This window comes from Tateyamaria armeniaca, from assembly GCF_045797845.1.
GTDB lineage: Bacteria > Pseudomonadota > Alphaproteobacteria > Rhodobacterales > Rhodobacteraceae > Tateyamaria > Tateyamaria armeniaca.
Map to the genome: position 1 here is coordinate 2,714,438 of NZ_JBHDIY010000002.1, position 17,350 is coordinate 2,731,787.

Genomic DNA, 17,350 nt, shown 5'->3' on the forward strand with positions numbered 1-17,350 from the left:
GGTTTCGCGTGCCAAAGCGGTCGAAACCTCGTTTTCCATGCTGAGCATTTTCAGCCCAAATCTTTGCCAAAGCATGACATTTCCACCGAATCGCGTCAACGCGCTGACAGGGCGGGGGCTTGACGCCCGCCCGGTGTGATGCAGGTTGGGGGCAAAGAAGGATCGCCCATGCACATCCCCACCTCTATCGACGCCGTTCAGGCCATGCTTGCCGATCAGGGCTATGTCTGTGACAGGGCGCTGGGCACGGTCGTGTTCCTGAGCCTCAAACTTGGACGGCCCCTGTTTCTGGAAGGCGAGGCTGGGGTGGGCAAGACCGAGATCGCCAAGGCGCTGAGTGCGGGCCTCGGCCGTCGTCTAATCCGGTTGCAATGCTACGAGGGGCTGGATGTGTCATCTGCCGTGTACGAATGGAACTTTCCCGCACAAATGGTCGCGATCCGTACCGCCGAAGCCGCAGGAGAGTCAGACCGTCAGGCACTGCAGGCAGAGTTGTTTTCCGACGACTTCCTGATCCGCCGCCCGCTGCTTGAGGCCATGCAGCCGGATGAAAACGGCGCGCCCGTACTTCTTATGGATGAACTTGACCGCACGGATGAACCGTTCGAAGCCTTCCTGCTCGAAGCGCTCAGCGATTTTCAGGTGACCATTCCCGAACTTGGCACGGTCAAAGCCCCTGAACCGCCCATCGTGATCGTGACCTCGAACCGCACACGCGAAGTTCACGATGCGCTCAAACGCAGGTGCCTTTATCATTGGGTCGACTACCCCGATTTTGAACGGGAAATGGACATTCTGACAGCCCGCGCGCCGCAAGCGGCAGACACGCTCAGCCGCGAAGTCGTCGCCTTCGTGCAAAGACTGCGCACAGAGGATCTGTTCAAAAAACCCGGCGTGGCCGAAACCATCGATTGGGCGAAATGTCTGCTCGCGCTCGATGTCATCACACTCAGCCCCGAGGTCATTGCGGACACGCTCGGTGCAATCCTGAAATATCAGGACGACATCCAGAAACTGCAGGGCTCAGAAGCCAAACGCATTCTGGACGAGGCCAGAGCCACTCTGGAACCTGCATGATCCAATTTCATCTCGCCAAGTAAACTCCGGGGGTCCGGGGCTGGCCCCCGGTTCTGACATATGCCTGAATACGCCCCACTGACATTGCCCGATGCGCCCAAACTGGCCGGCAACATCGCCCATTTTGCGCGCGCGCTCCGCCGGGCGGGCCTGCCCATCGGGCCGGGGCGTCTGATCGACGCGATCGAGGCGGTGAGCGTGGCCGGGTTCACAGAGCGGACAGATTTTTTCTGGACGCTGCATGCCTGTTTCGTGTCGCGCCCGGAACATCGGACGGTGTTTGCCGAGGTCTTTCGCCTCTATTGGCGCGATCCGCGCTATCTGGAGCATATGATGGCCGCCATGTTGCCCGCAGTGCGCGGCGTGCAGGAAGATCGCGGCGCGCAAGCTGCAGAAAAGCGCGCCGCCGAAGCGCTGCTGGATGGCGCAGGTGCCGACATTGATCTGCCCGAAGAGGACGCGGGCGAAACCCAGATCGAGATTGATGCCTCACTTACCACATCTGCGGAGGAAAAGCTGAAAACGCTCGATTTTGAGCAGATGAGCACCGCAGAGATGGCGCAGGCCAAGGCGATGCTCGCGCGGATGTCGCTGCCCATTGATCCCACGCCATCGCGCCGTGCCCGGATGGCTGCAAGGGGTCAGATCGATGCGGCCCGGACCTTGCGGGCGGCAATGCGTTTTGGTGGCGAAATGCGCGAATTGAAATGGAAGACGCCCAAGGTGCGCTATCCCAACCTTGTGGTGCTGTGCGATATCTCTGGCTCAATGAGCCAGTATTCGCGCGTTGTGCTGCATTTCCTGCACGCAGTCAGCAACGCCAAGGGGGCAGGCTGGGCGCGGGTGCATGCGTTCACCTTTGGCACGCGGTTGACCAACATCACCCGACATCTGGCGACCCGCGATGTGGATGCTGCCCTGCGCGCCGCCGGGGCAGAGGCGCAGGACTGGCAAGGCGGGACGCGGATTGGCGCGTGCCTTGAGGACTTCAACCGCGACTGGTCGCGCCGGGTGCTCGGGCAGGGGGCCGTGGTGCTGCTGATCACCGACGGGCTGGACCGCGATGACCCCGAAGCCTTGTCGCGTCAGATGCAGCGTTTGCATCTGTCCGCCCGCCGCCTGATCTGGATCAACCCCTTGCTGCGTTGGGATGAATTCGCCCCCAGGGCGCGCGGGATCGCCGCCATGCTGCCCCATGTGGACAGCTTTCGCGCTGGCCATTCGATTGCGTCGCTGGAGGAGTTGGCATCGGTCATCTCGCGCCGCGACGATGTTGGCGACCGGGACCGCCTGATGCGCATGTTGTCAGAATGAGCGCCTGCGGCGCGTTACAATTTTGATTTGGCGCTTCGGACTCACCAGCCCAAAGGTTTAGGCAAACGTGTCGGCGAAGGTGGTGCGGTAGATGCCGGACAATTCGCTCAGCGGAGCCGACGACTGGCCCATCCAGATTGTATCGCCTGCGAACTTGCCGACTGTTTGAATCGGCACGCCCGCCTGACCTGCCGCGATCATCAGCGCTTCGGCCTTGTCAAAGCTGCAGGCCACCAGATAGCGCGCCTGATCCTCGCCGAACAGGAACGCGGTGTCGCTGCTGTCAAGCACGACGCCGACGCCCGAGGCATCTGCCAGTTCAAAGGCCGCCAGCGCAAGCCCGCCGTCGCTGAGGTCGGTGCAGGCATTGATCAGGCTGTGATTGGCGCGGATGAAGTCGCCATTGCGTTTCTCCGCATCCAGATCGACATCCGGCGCGTCGCCTTCGGTGCGATTGAAAACCTCGGCCAGCAGGGCGGATTGGCCAAGATGACCAGCAGTTTCGCCGATCAGGATGGCCACATGCCCCTCGCGGACATCGCATCCGATCATGTCACCGGGATGTGCGATCAGGCCCACCGCCCCGATGGTCGGGGTCGGCAGGATCGCGGCCCCATCGGTTTCATTGTAAAGCGAGACGTTGCCCGACACGATGGGCATATCAAGCGCTGCGACCGCTTCGCCGATGCCTTGGATCGCGCCGACCAGTTGGCCCATGATCTCGGGTTTTTCGGGATTGCCGAAGTTGAGGTTGTCTGTGGTTGCCAAGGGTGTCGCCCCGGTGGCGGTCAGATTGCGATAGGCCTCGGCCACCGCCTGTTTGCCGCCCATGACCGGGTTGGCCTGCACATAACGCGGGGTCACGTCCGATGTGAAGGCAAGCGCCTTGTCGGTGCCGTGGACACGGATGATCCCGGCCCCGATGCCCGGCGTGCGCGCACTGTCGGCCATGACCATGGTATCATATTGCTCGAACACCCACGCCTTGGAGGCGTAGTTGGGGCAGCCGAGCAGCGCCTTAAGTCCGTCGATGGGATCGACATTGACCACGTCATCCATCGGCGCAGGCGCCGGGGTTGGCACCCAGGGGCGGTCATATTCGGGGGCGGTCGAGGCGAGTTTGGAGAGCGGCAGATCGGCCTTTGTCTCGCCGTTAAGCTGGATCAGGAACCGGTCTTCTGCGATGGTTTCGCCGACAATGGCAAAGTCGAGGTCCCATTTGTCGAACACGGCCTTGGCTTTGGCCTCAAGTTCGGGGCGCAGTACCATCAGCATGCGTTCCTGCGACTCGCTCAGCATCATCTCATAGGCCGTCATCGCGGTTTCGCGCACGGGTACGTTTTCCAGATCAAGGCGCACGCCAAGGCCGCCCTTGTCGCCCATTTCCACGGCAGAGCAGGTGAGGCCCGCGGCCCCCATGTCCTGAATGGAGATGACGGCACCCGTGGCCATCAGCTCCAGCGTCGCCTCCATCAGCCGCTTTTCGGTGAAGGGGTCGCCGACCTGAACGGTGGGGCGCTTGTCTTCGATTGTGTCGTCGAATTCAGCCGATGCCATGGTGGCCCCGCCCACACCGTCGCGCCCCGTCTTTGCGCCAAGGTAGACCACGGGCATGCTGACACCGGAGGCGGCGGAGTAGAAAATCTTGTCCGCATCGGCCAATCCGGCGGCAAAGGCGTTCACGAGGCAGTTGCCATTGTAGGCCGGATCAAAGCGCACTTCCCCGCCCACGCAAGGCACACCGAAGGCGTTGCCATAGCCGCCGACGCCTGCGACGACGCCGTGCACAAGCTGGCGAGTCTTGGGATGGTCGGGTTCGCCAAAGGACAGGGCGTTCATCGCCGCGATGGGGCGCGCGCCCATGGTGAACACATCGCGCAGAATGCCGCCCACGCCGGTGGCCGCGCCCTGATAGGGTTCGATGTAGCTGGGGTGGTTGTGGCTCTCCATCTTGAAGACCACGGCCTGACCGTCGCCGATGTCGACTACGCCTGCGTTCTCGCCCGGGCCACAGATCACTTGCGGGCCGTCCGTGGGCAGGGTGCGCAGCCATTTCTTGGAGGATTTGTAGGAACAATGCTCGTTCCACATCGCCGAAAAGATGCCGAGTTCGGTGAAGGTTGGGGTGCGCCCGATGATGTCGAGGATGCGGCCGTATTCGTCAGCGCTCAGCCCGTGGCTGGCGATCAGGTCTTGTGTGATGGCTGGTTCGGTCATTGGCCGCGATGTCCCCCTGCGCGTCTATTGGCGCGTCTCTTACTAGGGTCAGTGCGGATGGGAAAGGGAGGAGGAGGGAATGGAGCGCAATTTGCGATGATGACTGCAATTTGTGCGCTGTCAGTGTAAGCCCGATTGTCGTCCCGACCCTCACGTACGAAAAAGGGGCCGCCTTGCTTTGCGCAAAACGACCCCTCTGTGTTTCAGACTGCCAAACTACAGTCGCGTTTGATCAAAACTCGACTTTGTTCGGGCCGGCACCTTTGACGCCAACGGCTTTGTAAAGCTCATCTTCGTCCGCGTTCACGGCGATGATGCTGCCGACCACGGTCAGATTGTCAGCGTCGGTGATCAGCTCGATCGTGTCGCCGTCCAGACGCAGGCCTGCTGCCATGTCGATCACAATCGAGGCGCGGCCATCTTCGAGGAACTTGAACTCTTCGACTTCACCGAGTTCTTCACCATCGCGCATCACAACGGGGCTGCCGATTGTGGCGTCGATCTGGGCAACTTGCTGGCCAGCCAAGGTGTTGGTTGGATCATAGGTCACGTCCGACGGGTCAGTTTCAGCAAATGCCGGTGCCGCAATCAATGCGACGGCGGTGGAAGCGATCAGTGCAAACTTGCGTGTCATAACTCTTTCCTTTCGTTCATAGTCACAGTGCCCGAACAACACAGAAAAACGATTGGCGTTCCCAAAAAAGGTAAAAAAAGGCCAAAAAATCAATGAAACATTTTCGGGGGATTGTGCGTTTCGCGCGCCTGCCCGCACGCGCTCAAAAAGACGTGCGCTGCTTGCGTTGAGAGGCCCTGACGCGACGCGAAAACCGTCGCTTGCCGATGTGCGAAAAAAAGGCCGAGCGCGAAGCTCGGCCAAGTCCAACAGGGAGGTATGAAGATGGCGCGGGTGTGCGTTTTCTTCATGATGGTGAATTAGTCGTCGATCTGCCGCGTTTCAAGGCAGATTGTCTGCGCAAATCGGCATGGCCGCTATGCAAAGCGCGCATGGCTAGAGGTTTTCTTTTGCTCTCAGCGCCTTGCGGTATGCGGTGATCTCTTCCTGCACAAAATCCCGGAAGGCGGCGATGCGCTTGGATTGGCGTAATTCCTCCGGATAGGCCAGAAACACGGGTATATCCGCCGACTCGACTTCTGGCAGGATGTGAATCAGGCGCGCGTCTTCGGTGCTGACGTAATCCGGCAGAATCCCAAGGCCAAGATCCTGCAAAACGGCCTGCAGAACGCCGAAATAGTTGTTCACGGTCAGCAGGCTGCGCACTTCGTAGGTCAGCAGGTGCTGCACAAGGGTCGAACTGGCCCCGACTTGTGCGGCGTCCACGCTTTGGCAGATTAGACGATGGTGGATAAGGTCGTCCAGACTGTCTGGCATGCCGTTGGCATCCAGATAGGCCTGCGTTGCAAACACCTGCATCTTGACCGTCATCAATCGTTTGCGGATCAGATCGGCCTGGCTGGGTTCTTTCATGCGGATGGCCACATCGGCCTCGCGCATGGGCAGGTCCAGTACGCGTTCTTCAAGCATCAGATCGACACGCAGGTCGGGGTATTGCGCGTAAAGCTTGACCAGACGTGGTGCGAGCCAAAGCGTTCCAAACCCGATGGTGGTGGTCACGCGCAGATCGCCGAACACTTCCTCTTCGCTGTCGCGGATGCGGGCGGAGGCCGTGTCGAGGCGCTTGGTCATGGCGGAGGTTGCATCAAACAGCAACTCACCCTGTTCAGTCAGGATCAGGCCGCGTGCGTGGCGGTGAAACAGCGTGGCATTGAGCGATTCCTCAAGTCCGCGAATCTGGCGGGACACCGCCGACTGGCTGAGGTTCAGCTTGTCGCCCGCATGCGTCAGGCTGCCTGCGTCCGCGACCGCATGAAAAATACGTAACTTGTCCCAATCCATTTGCGTGCAATCCGTAAAGTTTGCGTGACACTACCTGAATTGATCCCATTTCACAGCACGTGAGCGAGGGGAACCGCCTGAATTGTGAAATTTGTGTATACAGGTCAGCAATAATGACCTATATTTGGGCGAAATATATGCAAGACTGATCGCGGCAGGGGAGGCCACGCATGAGCACGCAAAAGATTTCCTTGAACGATCGCTATGACTTGGACAAGAGCCCGGTGCTGCTGAACGGCACGCAGGCGCTGGTGCGGCTGATGCTGATGCAGAAGGCGCGCGATACGGCTGCGGGGCTGAACACCGCCGGTCTGGTCACCGGCTATCGCGGATCGCCGCTGGGTGCGGTCGATATGCACATGACCCGCGCGCTGAAACCGCTGGCGGCCCATGACATCACCTTTCAACCCGGCCTGAACGAAGATCTTGCCGCCACTGCCCTGTGGGGCAGTCAGCAGGCCGAATTGCGCGGCGAGGGGAAATATGACGGCGTCTTTGGCCTTTGGTACGGCAAGGGGCCGGGCGTTGACCGGTCGGGCGATGTGTTCAAGCACGCCAACATGGCCGGATCGTCGAAGAACGGCGGCGTTGTTGTCGCGATGGGGGATGATCACACCGGCGAATCCTCGACCGTGCTGCACCAGTCCGAATGGGCGCTGGTCGATGCCTACATGCCCGTCGTTTCGCCCGCTGGCGTGCAGGAGATTATGGATTACGGTCTTTATGCCTGGGCGCTCAGCCGCTTTTCCGGGACGTGGGTTGGTCTCAAGACAATGAAAGACACGGTCGAGGCGACGAGCGTGGTTGATGGCAATCCGCATCGCCTATCCTTTGTGCACCCTGAATTCGATATGCCCGACGGCGGTTTGAATATTCGCCTTGTGGATGACCCGACCGCGATGGAAGCCCGCGTAATCGACAAGAAGCGGTTCGCAGCCGAGGCGTTCTCGCGTGCCAACAACATGGACAAGCGGGTCTGGGGCAAGCCTGGGGCCAAGATCGGGTTCGTGGCGGCGGGTAAGAACTGGCTCGACCTCGTGCACGCGCTGTCGCTGCTCAACATCGATGAAAACGAGGCCGAGCGGCTGGGGATCACCACCTACAAGGTGGGTCAGACGTTCCCGCTGGATATGCAGGGATTTCACGACTGGGCCGAGGGCCTCGATCTGATTGTTGTTGTTGAAGAAAAGCGCAAGTTGATCGAAGTGCAGATCAAGGAGGCCATTTTTGACGACCGTCAGGGCCGCCGTGTCTATGGCTGGTACAAGGGTGGCGCGGGCGGTTTGCACCGGGATGAACTGTTCCCGACGCGCGGCGCGCTTGATCCGATCTGGATTGCGGAAAAGCTGGGCGAAATCCTGATCGAGGAAGACCGCGAAACAGATGGGATCAAGGCGGGGATGGCCACGCTGGACGCCGCACGCCGTTCTGATAATGCCGAGGATATTGCTGCCCGGCTTCCTTATTTCTGCTCGGGCTGTCCGCACAATTCCTCGACCAAGGTGCCGGATGGCAGTCGCGCCTATGCGGGCATCGGCTGTCATTACATGGTGCAGTGGATGGACCGCGAAACCATCGGCTACACCCATATGGGCGGCGAAGGGGCAAACTGGATCGGCGAGGCACCGTTTTCGAACCGCGAGCATGTGTTCCAGAACCTTGGGGACGGCACCTATAACCATTCCGGTGTGCAGGCGATCCGCGCGGCCCTCGCGGCAGGCACCACCATGACCTACAAGATCCTCTACAATGATGCGGTCGCGATGACGGGCGGGCAGGGCAACGATGGCGGTCTGGACGCCTACCGCATCGTGGACGAGGTCCGTGCCATGGGCTGTGAGCATGTGGCCGTGGTCTATGATGAGAAAGAGGATGTGGATGTGTCCCGCTTTCCCTCTGGCGTGCCGGTGCATGAACGTGCCGAATTGCAGACCGTGCAGGAACGGTTCGCGAAAACCGAAGGCGTCAGCGTTATCGTCTATGTCCAGACCTGTGCCGCTGAAAAACGGCGCCGCCGCAAACGCGGCACGTTCCCAGATATCGACAAACGGGTGTTCATCAACACGGACGTCTGCGAGGGCTGCGGGGATTGCGGGGTGCAATCGAATTGTGTGTCCATCGTGCCTGCCGAGACGGAATTTGGGCGCAAACGGGCGATTGATCAGTCCTCGTGCAACAAGGATTTCTCGTGCCTGAAAGGGTTCTGCCCGTCATTTGTGACGCTGGAAGGCGCGCAGGTGAAAAAGCAGGCGACAACCACGCTGGACTTGCCTGACCTGCCGATGCCCGATTTGCCGACGATCAACGGGACATGGAACGTGGTTATCACCGGCGTCGGGGGTACTGGCGTTGTCACCATCGGGGCCGTCATGGCACAGGCCGCACATATCGACGGCAAGGGCGCAGGCATGATGGAAATGGCGGGGCTGGCCCAAAAGGGCGGTGCTGTGCACATCCACTGCCGTCTGGCCAATGACCCGGACGACATCAGCGCCATACGGGTGGCGACGGGCGAGGCGGACGCATTGATCGGCGGCGATCTGGTGGTCAGCGCGGGGGCCAAGACGCTCGGTCTGACCTCCAAAGGGCGCACGGGCTGCGTCATCAACAGCCACGAGATCATCACCGGTGATTTCACCCGCAACACCGAATTTGCGCTGCCATCTGACCGGCTGGCCATGTCGCTTGAAGCGCGGATGCAGGGGCGGGTCGATATGTTCGATGCTTCTGAACTGGCGCGCGCGACGATGGGGGATTCGATCTTTTCCAACATGATGATCTTTGGGGCCGCGTGGCAGCGCGGTCTGGTGCCCTTGTCGTTGGACGCAATTCAGCAGGCGATTGAGCTGAATGGCGCTGCGGTCGAGCGCAACACGCGCGCCTTTGACATCGGGCGCTGGGCGGTGCTGCACCCCGACGAGTCGGCGCGCGTGGCTGCACCAAAGGTGGTGCAGATGCCCAAGACGCTGGAGGACAAGATCGCGTTCCGTGCCGACCACCTGGTGAAATACCAGGGCAGACGGCTGGCCAAACGCTTTCGCAAGCTGGTGGATGGCATCAGCGACGTGGCGGTGAAAGAGGCGGTGGCCAAGGGCTATCACAAGCTGCTCGCCTACAAGGACGAATACGAGGTCGCCCGCCTGCATCTGGAGACGGAAGCCAAGGCGCGCGAGCAGTTCGACGGGGATTTCAGCATGAAATTCCACCTCGCCCCGCCGATGCTGTCCAAGACGGGTCCGGATGGCCGCCCGGTGAAAAAGGAATATGGGGCCGGCATGATGCGCAACTTCCGCATTCTGGCGCGTCTCAAAGGGTTGCGGGGCACGCCGCTTGATCCATTCGGGCGCACATCAGAGCGCAAGATGGAGCGGGCGCTGATCAAGCAATATGAGGCTGACCTCGCCGATGTTTTGCCGAAACTGGACGACGGAACGCGCGACGCGATTGTCGCTCTGGCGGCTCTGCCGCTGGACATTCGCGGCTTTGGCCCGGTCAAGGAAGCCAATGAGGCAAGGGCGGCCAAGCGGCGCGAGGAGTTGCTGTCGGTGATCCGTTCGGGTGGCCCTGTGCAGGCACAGGCCGCCGAGTGATGGCGTCATCGGGCTGTCATTCTCTCTATGCAGACTGCGCTTGGCCCCTTACATAAGAGGCCACGTGCAACGGATCATGTAGAGACGCAATGCCCAACCCGGGACGGGAAATCACGCGCGAAATCAGCTATGCCCACTCGGCAGAGACGAAGGGTGGTCGCGCATTGATCCGTCTGCTTGAAAACACGACGGGCCGGTTGCGTCTGATCAAACGCGCGCAAGGCTACGAAGACGAAGTGGCGGCGGGCCGCGATTTCTGGACGGTCATGGTGGAACGCTATGGTCTGAGCCTTGATGTGGTGGGCGGCAGTCTGGACAACATCCCGCGCGACAAGCCCCTGATTTTGATCGCAAATCACCCCTATGGCATTCTAGATGGCCTAATGATGGGCCACATCCTTTCCACGGTACGCGGTGATTTCAAACTGATGGCGAATTCAGTCTTCAAAAAGGCCGAAGAGTTGAACCGCGTCCTGCTGCCGATCAGCTTTGACGACACCCGCGAGGCGATGGCGATGAACATCGAAACCCGCAAGGCGGCATTGCGCTATCTCGGTGATGGCGGTGCTATTGGTATCTTTCCCGGGGGGACGGTCAGTACGGCGGCGAAACCCTTTGCCAAGCCGATGGACCCGCGCTGGCGCGGGTTTACGGCGCGGATGGTGGCAAAATCTGACGCTACCGTCGTGCCGCTGTTTTTTGATGGCCACACCAGCCGCTTGTTCCAGATCGCGAGCCACATGCACAACACTTTGCGCCTTGGTCTGTTGATCAAGGAGTTCAAGAAACGCGTCGACACGCCGGTGCGGGCCGTGATCGGTGAACCCATTGAGCGCAAGGTGCTGGACCCGATGGCGCGCGATTCCAAACAGATGATGGAATTCCTCCGAAAAGCCACGTATGAGCTGAATCCGAACCCGGTGAAGATTTTTGATCTGGGGTATGAGTTCGAAGAGCGGCACCGCACCTGAGCCGCAGCAAGGCGCAACATGGCAGTTGGTATTTTCGATTCCGGTCTGGGTGGGCTGACGGTGCTGGACGCCGCGCAAAAGCGGCTGCCCGACGTTCCGTTCATCTACCTCGCTGACAGTGCAAATGCGCCTTATGGCGTGCGTACGGCGGACAATATCTTTGAACTGACCTGTGCCGCCGTTCAGCGCTTGTTTGATGCGGGGTGCGATCTGGTGATCCTCGCCTGCAACACCGCGTCGGCCGCGGCGCTCCGCCGGATGCAGGAATCCTGGGTGCCGGCGGACAAGCGTGTGCTGGGTGTGTTCGTCCCGATGATCGAGGCGCTGACGGAACGGCAGTGGGGTGACAATTCCCCCCGCGCGAAGTTGCCGTGCAGCACGTAGCCCTGTTTGCGACGCCCGCCACTGTCGCCAGCCGTGCCTTTCAGCGCGAGTTGGCCTTTCGCGCCATTGGTGTGGATGTCGAAGCACAGGCATGTGGTGGTGTTGTCGATGCCATTGAAGACGGCGACATGATCTTGGCCGACGCCCTTGTGCGCAGCCATGTGGACGCCCTGCGGCGCAAGATGCCGCAACCGCAGGCCGCCATTTTGGGCTGCACGCATTATCCGCTGATGGAAGACATCTTTCAGGCGGCCCTTGGGGACGACGTGTCGGTTTACAGTCAGGCGAACCTCGTCGGCGAAAGCCTTGCCGACTACCTGGAGCGGCATCCGGACAAGTTGGGATCGGGCACTTCTGCGTACCTCACGACAGGGGATCCCGCGCGTGTCAGCCAGCGCGCAACGCAGTTCTTGCGACGACAGATCACCTTTGACGCCGCCTGATCTGATCCCTTCTTCGAAAGACACGACATGACTTACTCCATCGCTATTCTGGGCGCTTCCGGCTACACGGGCGCTGAACTGATCCGGCTGATTGCCGGACATCCTTCCATTGAAATCAAGGCACTGGGTGCCTTTTCCAAAGCGGGCCAGACCGTCGCGCAAGTCTATCCGCATCTGCGCCATCTGGACCTGCCGCCCATGGTGCCGTTTTCGGACATCGACTGGGCCGGCATTGATCTGTGCTTTTGCGCGCTGCCCCACAAGACCAGCCAAGAGGTGATTTCGGGCCTGCCGCGCGATCTGAAGATCGTGGATCTAAGCGCGGATTTCCGGCTGCGTGATCCGGATGAGTACCAGAAGTGGTATGGCAATGCCCACAGCGCCGTCGAGATGCAGCGCGAAGCAGTTTACGGACTGACCGAATTTTATCGGGACGAGATCACAAATGCGCGGCTGGTCGCGGGCACCGGGTGTAATGCAGCCACGGGGCAGTTCGCGTTGCGGCCACTGATTGCGTCCGGTGTGATCGACATTGACGAGATTGTGCTCGACCTCAAGGCGGCGGTATCCGGCGCGGGGCGGGCGCTCAAGGAAAACCTGCTGCATGCGGAGTTGAGCGAGGGATACCACGCTTATGCGCTTGGCAGCACGCATCGCCATCAGGGCGAGTTTGATCAGGAATTTTCCAAAGTGGCCGGCAGGGACGTGCGCATCCAGTTTCAGCCCCATTTGATCCCGGCGAACCGCGGCATTCTGGGCACGGCCTATGTGCGTGGTGAGGCGCTGGCGGTGCACGAAACCCTTGTGGCGGCCTATGCAGACGAAGTGTTTGTCGAGGTCCTTCCGTTTGGCGAGGCCCCGAGCACGCGCCATATTCGCGGTTCGAATTTCTGCCATATCGGCGTGGCGGCGGATCGGTTGCCCGGACGCACGATCGTCGTTGCGGCCCTCGACAATCTCACCAAAGGGTCATCGGGGCAGGCGTTGCAAAACGCCAATCTGATGTTAGGTATTGAAGAGACCGAGGGGCTGATGATGGCCCCGCTTTTCCCGTGAGCCCATGAAGAGCCTCAAGAAACAGCGCCGCATTCAGATCATCGCCCTGGCCGCCGTCGCGTTGACGATTTCCACGGCGCTGATCGGCTATGCCATGCGCGACGGGATCAATTTCTTTCGCGCGCCAAGCCAGATCATGGCAGAACCCCCGGCCCCGACAGAGGTGTTTCGCATTGGTGGTTTGGTGGCTGAGGGGTCGCTGATCCGGGGGCAGGGCGAATCGATCCGCTTCGAGGTGACCGATGGCGGCGCGTCTGTTCCGGTCGTTTTCACCGGCGTGCTGCCCGACCTGTTTGAGGAAAATCAGGGCATGGTTGGCACGGGCCGTTACATTGACGGCGTCTTTGAAGCCTCTGAAATCCTTGCCAAACATGACGAGACCTACATGCCGTCCGAGGTTGTCGATGCGCTGAAAGAACAAGGCGTCTATCAGGATCCGAACGGCTAGCGCACGCTTGGCTTAACGCCCATTAACCATCTGAATGCAGAGTTTCCCGCGAACCGGACCTTGAGCCGAAGGGAAACTTGAATGCAAAGTGTCAGAGAGATTGCAAAAGAGATCGTGGACCGCGAAGGCGGCTACGTGAATGACCCGGATGATCCGGGCGGGGCCACGAATTTCGGGGTGACCATACACACGATGCGCCGCCTTGGCCTTGATCTGGACCGGGATGGTGATGTGGATGCGCGGGATGTGCGGCGCCTGACCCGCGCACAGGCCACGGATATTTTCGTCACACACTATTTCGAGCGTCCGTTGATTGCGGAACTGCCTGCTGCCCTGCATGCCACAGTGTTTGACATGTATGTCAACGCTGGCGGCAATGCGATCAAGATATTGCAGCGTCTGCTGACAGAGATGGGGCACCCGTGTCTGGTCGATGGTGCCTTGGGGCCAAACACGATCGCGGCCACACGTGCCGCCTATGCCGCAGCGCCCGGCCATCTGGTTGACGCCTACGGCATTGCGCGGCGCAACTACTATTTCCGCATCGCGGACCGTCGCCCTGCCAGCCGCAAATACGCCCGCACCCGCGCTGGCGGCAAAGGTGGCTGGATCAAACGGGCCGAAGAGTTCATCACGCCGCGCTTTCATCTGAGCCCGGCGCAGTTTCAGGAAAGGGTTGCGACATGGGGTTGATGGAACGGATGTTCGGATTGCTGTTTGGCAACGGCTCCAACGTGGTCAAGGACACGGTCGAAGTGTTTCGCGAAAACGCCGAGGCCGGATCAGCGCGCAGCCACGCGGTGCAGATGCAGGCCATGAAGGAATACGGGCAGGAATTCGTCGTGCCCCGTCAGGGCTGGTTTGATCAGTTCATGGATGGTGTGAACCGTCTGCCGCGCCCGGCGCTGGCCCTTGGCACGCTAGGTCTGTTCGTCTCGGCGATGGTCGAGCCCTTGTGGTTTGCTGAACGGATGCAAGGCATTGCGCTGGTCCCCGAGCCGCTGTGGTGGCTGTTGGGCGTCATCGTGTCCTTCTACTTTGGTGCGCGTCATCAGGTGAAGGCGCAACAGTTCCAGCGCGAGATCGTGGGCACCATGGCCCATGTCCCGCAGGTCATGCAGAACGTCGCCGCCTTGCGCAAATTGCGCAGCGACAGTGTGGGTGCAGCTAGTACGGGCAAGGACGTGCGTCTAGCAGCCGCAGCCCTGTCACCGGAGGCCAATTCGGCCCTTGAGGAATGGCGCCGCGCCGCCTGATTGGCACGCCAAATGACGCAGGTGGCGTTTGGGCTTGCAGCCCCGGCCTAGGCTTTGCCGGTCGCCCGCTAAAACACTCCGCCGGACTGTTTGAATGCCGCAGGCTCGCGCTGCGGCATTTTAAATAAGGGAAGGGCAGGATGGCAAAGCTGTGATCCTGCCCACACGTTTGTCGCATTGGCGGACGCGCGTGACTGGCCTATAACACGCTCATGATAACAGAGCTTGGTCACTTCGCCCTCATCCTCGCATTTCTAGTTGCGATCCTCCAGTGCCCTTGTGCCGATGTATGGGGCATGGCGGCGTGACGCGCGCCTGATGGCGATGGCGGAACCTGCTGCAAATGCACAGTTCCTGCTGATCGCCTTTTCCTTTGCCGCGCTGATGTATGCCTTTATCGTGTCGGACTTTTCCCTACGCCTTGTGGTGCTGAACAGTCATTCGGCCAAACCCATGCTCTACAAGATTTCGGGCACATGGGGGAACCACGAGGGATCGATGCTGCTATGGGTGCTGATCGTGGCCCTGTTTGGTGCGACGGCCGCGTGGTTCGGATCGAACTTGCCGCCGTCCCTGCGGGCGCGTGTACTGGCTGTGCAGGGGGCCATTGGCGTTGCGTTTCTGGCGTTCATCCTGTTCACCTCGAACCCGTTTGTCCGACTGGCGGTGCCACCCTTTGACGGGCAGGACCTGAACCCGCTGTTGCAGGACCCCGGTTTGGCCTTCCATCCGCCGTTTCTCTACCTTGGATATGTGGGCCTCAGCATGGCATTTTCCTTTGCCGTCGCCGCCCTGATCGAGGGGCGCGTGGATGCGGCGTGGGGGCGGTGGGTGCGACCCTGGACTTTGGCGGCTTGGGTCTTTTTGACCATCGGCATCGCGCTGGGATCGTGGTGGGCCTATTACGAACTTGGCTGGGGCGGGTTCTGGTTCTGGGACCCGGTTGAAAACGCGTCCTTCATGCCTTGGCTACTGGCCGCCGCCCTTGTCCATTCGGCCATCGTTGTGGAAAAGCGCGAAAGCCTGAAGGCATGGACGATCCTGCTGGCCATTCTGGCCTTTGGCTTTTCGCTGATCGGAACATTCATCGTGCGTTCGGGCCTGCTGACGTCGGTTCATGCTTTCGCCAATGATCCTGAACGCGGTGTGTTCATCCTGATGATCATGGGCTTTTTCATGGGCGGAGCGCTGATCCTGTTTGCGCTACGCGCAGGTACGATGGAGGCGCGCGGCGTCTTTGGTATGGTCAGTCGCGAAAGCGCGCTGGTGGCCAACAACGTGCTCTTGGCCGTGTCCTGTTTCGTGGTCTTCGTGGGCACTATGTGGCCGCTCGTGGCCGAGATGTTCTTTGATCGCAAACTGAGCGTGGGACCGCCGTTCTTCAACATGGCCTTCACGCCGTTCATGGTGGTTTTGGGCCTTATCCTGCCGGTGGGTGCGATGATGCCGTGGAAACGCGGGCAGATCGCGCGGGCCATGCGTCCCTTGCGCTATGTGTTTGTGCTGGCGCTGGCCTTTGCCGGCTTGGCTTGGGTTATGCAGACCGGGCGCAGCCTGATCGGCCCCATGGGTGCTTTCCTGGGCGCTTGGCTGGTTATGGGCGCGATGGTCGATCTGGCCAGCCGCACCGGGCAAAAGTTCAACGCGGGCCGTCTGCTGCGCCTGCCGCGGTCGGACTGGGGCAAGGCGGTGGCACATGGCGGTCTTGGCATCACCATGCTGGGGGTGGCGGGCCTGACCTCGTGGCAATCCGAGGATATCCGCGTTGCCCAGATCGGCGCACCCTTCGAGGTGGGTGGATACACTCTGACGCTGGACAAGGTGGAGGAGGGCGAAGGCCCCAACTACCTGTTCACTATGGGGTATCTGACACTGGCCAAGGATGGGCGCGAGATTGCGCAACTGCGCCCTGAAAAGCGGATTTATCCCGTGGCGCAGATGCCAACGACCGAGGCGGCGATTGACTATAACCTCGCGCGCGACGTCTACGTCGTGATTGGGGATGCGCAGAACAACGGGGGCTGGGCCGTGCGCACCTATATCAAACCGCTGACCAACTGGATCTGGATCGGCTGTGCGCTGATGGCACTGGGCGGGTTCCTGTCGCTGAGTGATCGGCGTTTCCGCGTGGCTGTTGGCGCGCGCAAGACCGCCAAAACGGTGCCAGCGGAATGAAACGGTTGGCCCTCGCCTTTTGGTTTGCGCTGGCCGGAATGGCCCTTGCGCTTGACCCAAGCGAAATGCTCGACGATCCGGCGCTCGAGGCGCGCGCGCGCGGCCTTGATCACGCCTTGCGCTGCGTGGTTTGCCAGTCGGAATCCGTGGCGTCGTCCAATGCGCAATGGGCCATCGACACACGGCGCGTGATCCGCGAACAGGTGGCGGCGGGGCAGTCGGATGATGCCATCGTCGACTTCTTTGTGGAACGCTATGGCGAGTTTGTTCTGATGACACCGCGTTCGTCCGGCTCCAACTGGCTGCTTTGGCTGGCGGGGCCGCTCATGTTCCTGCTGGCGGCGGGCATCGGGTTTGGCTATCTGCGCGGACGATCGAGCGCCCCTGTGGCGGGTGATGCCGCGCTTAGCGAAGACGAGGCCAAACGCCTGCGTGAAATTCTGGACGAGTAACGGCGCGTCGGGGCTGTTCTAAACTGATCGGTTTGATATGCATGTCCGCAGA

General features: G+C 60.8%; 12 protein-coding genes and 2 pseudogenes. 11 read left to right on the forward strand and 3 right to left on the reverse strand.

The window, feature by feature from the left end:
• Window positions 1-168 precede the first annotated feature (168 nt).
• Together ACERZ8_RS13745 and ACERZ8_RS13750 are read left to right on the forward strand one after the other, a co-directional pair.
• Complete coding sequence (locus ACERZ8_RS13745; RefSeq protein WP_407592730.1) at window positions 169-1,077, forward strand: AAA family ATPase; 909 nt, start codon at window positions 169-171, stop codon at window positions 1,075-1,077.
• Window positions 1,078-1,137: 60 nt separating this feature from the next.
• Window positions 1,138-2,391, forward strand: coding sequence for a vWA domain-containing protein (locus tag ACERZ8_RS13750; RefSeq protein ID WP_407592731.1), 1,254 nt, complete (start codon window positions 1,138-1,140; stop codon window positions 2,389-2,391).
• Window positions 2,392-2,448: 57 nt separating this feature from the next.
• Here ACERZ8_RS13750 and purL read toward each other — a convergent pair whose 3' ends face one another.
• The 3 genes from purL to ACERZ8_RS13765 all read right to left on the reverse strand — a co-directional run bounded on the left by purL (window position 2,449) and on the right by ACERZ8_RS13765 (window position 6,523).
• On the reverse strand, window positions 2,449-4,608 hold the full coding sequence (purL, locus tag ACERZ8_RS13755; protein WP_407592732.1) for a phosphoribosylformylglycinamidine synthase subunit PurL: 2,160 nt from the start codon (window positions 4,606-4,608) through the stop codon (window positions 2,449-2,451).
• A 232-nt stretch (window positions 4,609-4,840) separates the two neighbouring features.
• A complete protein-coding gene (locus tag ACERZ8_RS13760) occupies window positions 4,841-5,242 on the reverse strand; it encodes a hypothetical protein (protein WP_407592733.1) in 402 nt (133 codons plus the stop codon).
• A 375-nt stretch (window positions 5,243-5,617) separates the two neighbouring features.
• A complete protein-coding gene (locus ACERZ8_RS13765; protein ID WP_407592734.1) occupies window positions 5,618-6,523 on the reverse strand; it encodes a LysR family transcriptional regulator in 906 nt (301 codons plus the stop codon).
• A gap of 170 nt (window positions 6,524-6,693) precedes the next feature.
• Here ACERZ8_RS13765 and ACERZ8_RS13770 point away from each other — a divergent pair, with 170 nt between their 5' ends.
• From ACERZ8_RS13770 to ACERZ8_RS13810, 9 genes and pseudogenes are all read left to right on the forward strand, one after another.
• Window positions 6,694-10,113: an indolepyruvate ferredoxin oxidoreductase family protein gene (locus ACERZ8_RS13770; protein ID WP_407592735.1), complete on the forward strand. Its 3,420-nt coding sequence runs from the start codon at window positions 6,694-6,696 to the stop codon at window positions 10,111-10,113.
• A gap of 89 nt (window positions 10,114-10,202) precedes the next feature.
• A complete protein-coding gene (locus tag ACERZ8_RS13775) occupies window positions 10,203-11,084 on the forward strand; it encodes a lysophospholipid acyltransferase family protein (protein WP_407592736.1) in 882 nt (293 codons plus the stop codon).
• Window positions 11,085-11,102: 18 nt separating this feature from the next.
• Window positions 11,103-11,911: pseudogene (locus tag ACERZ8_RS13780) on the forward strand (glutamate racemase).
• Window positions 11,912-11,938: 27 nt separating this feature from the next.
• Window positions 11,939-12,967: an N-acetyl-gamma-glutamyl-phosphate reductase gene (gene argC, locus ACERZ8_RS13785; protein ID WP_407592737.1), complete on the forward strand. Its 1,029-nt coding sequence runs from the start codon at window positions 11,939-11,941 to the stop codon at window positions 12,965-12,967.
• A 4-nt stretch (window positions 12,968-12,971) separates the two neighbouring features.
• A complete protein-coding gene (gene ccmE, locus ACERZ8_RS13790; protein WP_407592738.1) occupies window positions 12,972-13,415 on the forward strand; it encodes a cytochrome c maturation protein CcmE in 444 nt (147 codons plus the stop codon).
• Window positions 13,416-13,496: 81 nt separating this feature from the next.
• Window positions 13,497-14,108, forward strand: coding sequence for a holin-associated N-acetylmuramidase (locus tag ACERZ8_RS13795; protein WP_407592739.1), 612 nt, complete (start codon window positions 13,497-13,499; stop codon window positions 14,106-14,108).
• Window positions 14,099-14,671 carry a holin family protein gene (locus ACERZ8_RS13800; protein ID WP_407592740.1) on the forward strand — a complete coding sequence of 191 codons (573 nt, stop codon included), beginning with the start codon at window positions 14,099-14,101 and terminating at the stop codon, window positions 14,669-14,671. Before ACERZ8_RS13795 ends, ACERZ8_RS13800 begins: the two co-directional genes overlap by 10 nt.
• Before the next feature lie 212 nt (window positions 14,672-14,883).
• A pseudogene (locus ACERZ8_RS13805) lies at window positions 14,884-16,846 on the forward strand (heme lyase CcmF/NrfE family subunit).
• Entirely contained in the window at window positions 16,843-17,298 is a 456-nt protein-coding gene (locus ACERZ8_RS13810; protein WP_407592741.1) for a cytochrome c-type biogenesis protein, read from the forward strand. Before ACERZ8_RS13805 ends, ACERZ8_RS13810 begins: the two are co-directional and overlap by 4 nt.
• The last annotated feature ends 52 nt before the right edge of the window (window positions 17,299-17,350 follow it).

What these genes read in the sequence shown, in the direction of transcription:
- ACERZ8_RS13745 (WP_407592730.1), top strand. Translation starts at nt 169, where the DNA reads ATGCACATCCCCACCTCTATCGACGCCGTTCAGGCCATGCTTGCCGAT.
- ACERZ8_RS13750 (WP_407592731.1), top strand. Translation starts at nt 1,138, where the DNA reads ATGCCTGAATACGCCCCACTGACATTGCCCGATGCGCCCAAACTGGCC.
- purL (WP_407592732.1), bottom strand. Translation starts at nt 4,608, where the DNA reads ATGACCGAACCAGCCATCACACAAGACCTGATCGCCAGCCACGGGCTG.
- ACERZ8_RS13760 (WP_407592733.1), bottom strand. Translation starts at nt 5,242, where the DNA reads ATGACACGCAAGTTTGCACTGATCGCTTCCACCGCCGTCGCATTGATT.
- ACERZ8_RS13765 (WP_407592734.1), bottom strand. Translation starts at nt 6,523, where the DNA reads ATGGATTGGGACAAGTTACGTATTTTTCATGCGGTCGCGGACGCAGGC.
- ACERZ8_RS13770 (WP_407592735.1), top strand. Translation starts at nt 6,694, where the DNA reads ATGAGCACGCAAAAGATTTCCTTGAACGATCGCTATGACTTGGACAAG.
- ACERZ8_RS13775 (WP_407592736.1), top strand. Translation starts at nt 10,203, where the DNA reads ATGCCCAACCCGGGACGGGAAATCACGCGCGAAATCAGCTATGCCCAC.
- argC (WP_407592737.1), top strand. Translation starts at nt 11,939, where the DNA reads ATGACTTACTCCATCGCTATTCTGGGCGCTTCCGGCTACACGGGCGCT.
- ccmE (WP_407592738.1), top strand. Translation starts at nt 12,972, where the DNA reads ATGAAGAGCCTCAAGAAACAGCGCCGCATTCAGATCATCGCCCTGGCC.
- ACERZ8_RS13795 (WP_407592739.1), top strand. Translation starts at nt 13,497, where the DNA reads ATGCAAAGTGTCAGAGAGATTGCAAAAGAGATCGTGGACCGCGAAGGC.
- ACERZ8_RS13800 (WP_407592740.1), top strand. Translation starts at nt 14,099, where the DNA reads ATGGGGTTGATGGAACGGATGTTCGGATTGCTGTTTGGCAACGGCTCC.
- ACERZ8_RS13810 (WP_407592741.1), top strand. Translation starts at nt 16,843, where the DNA reads ATGAAACGGTTGGCCCTCGCCTTTTGGTTTGCGCTGGCCGGAATGGCC.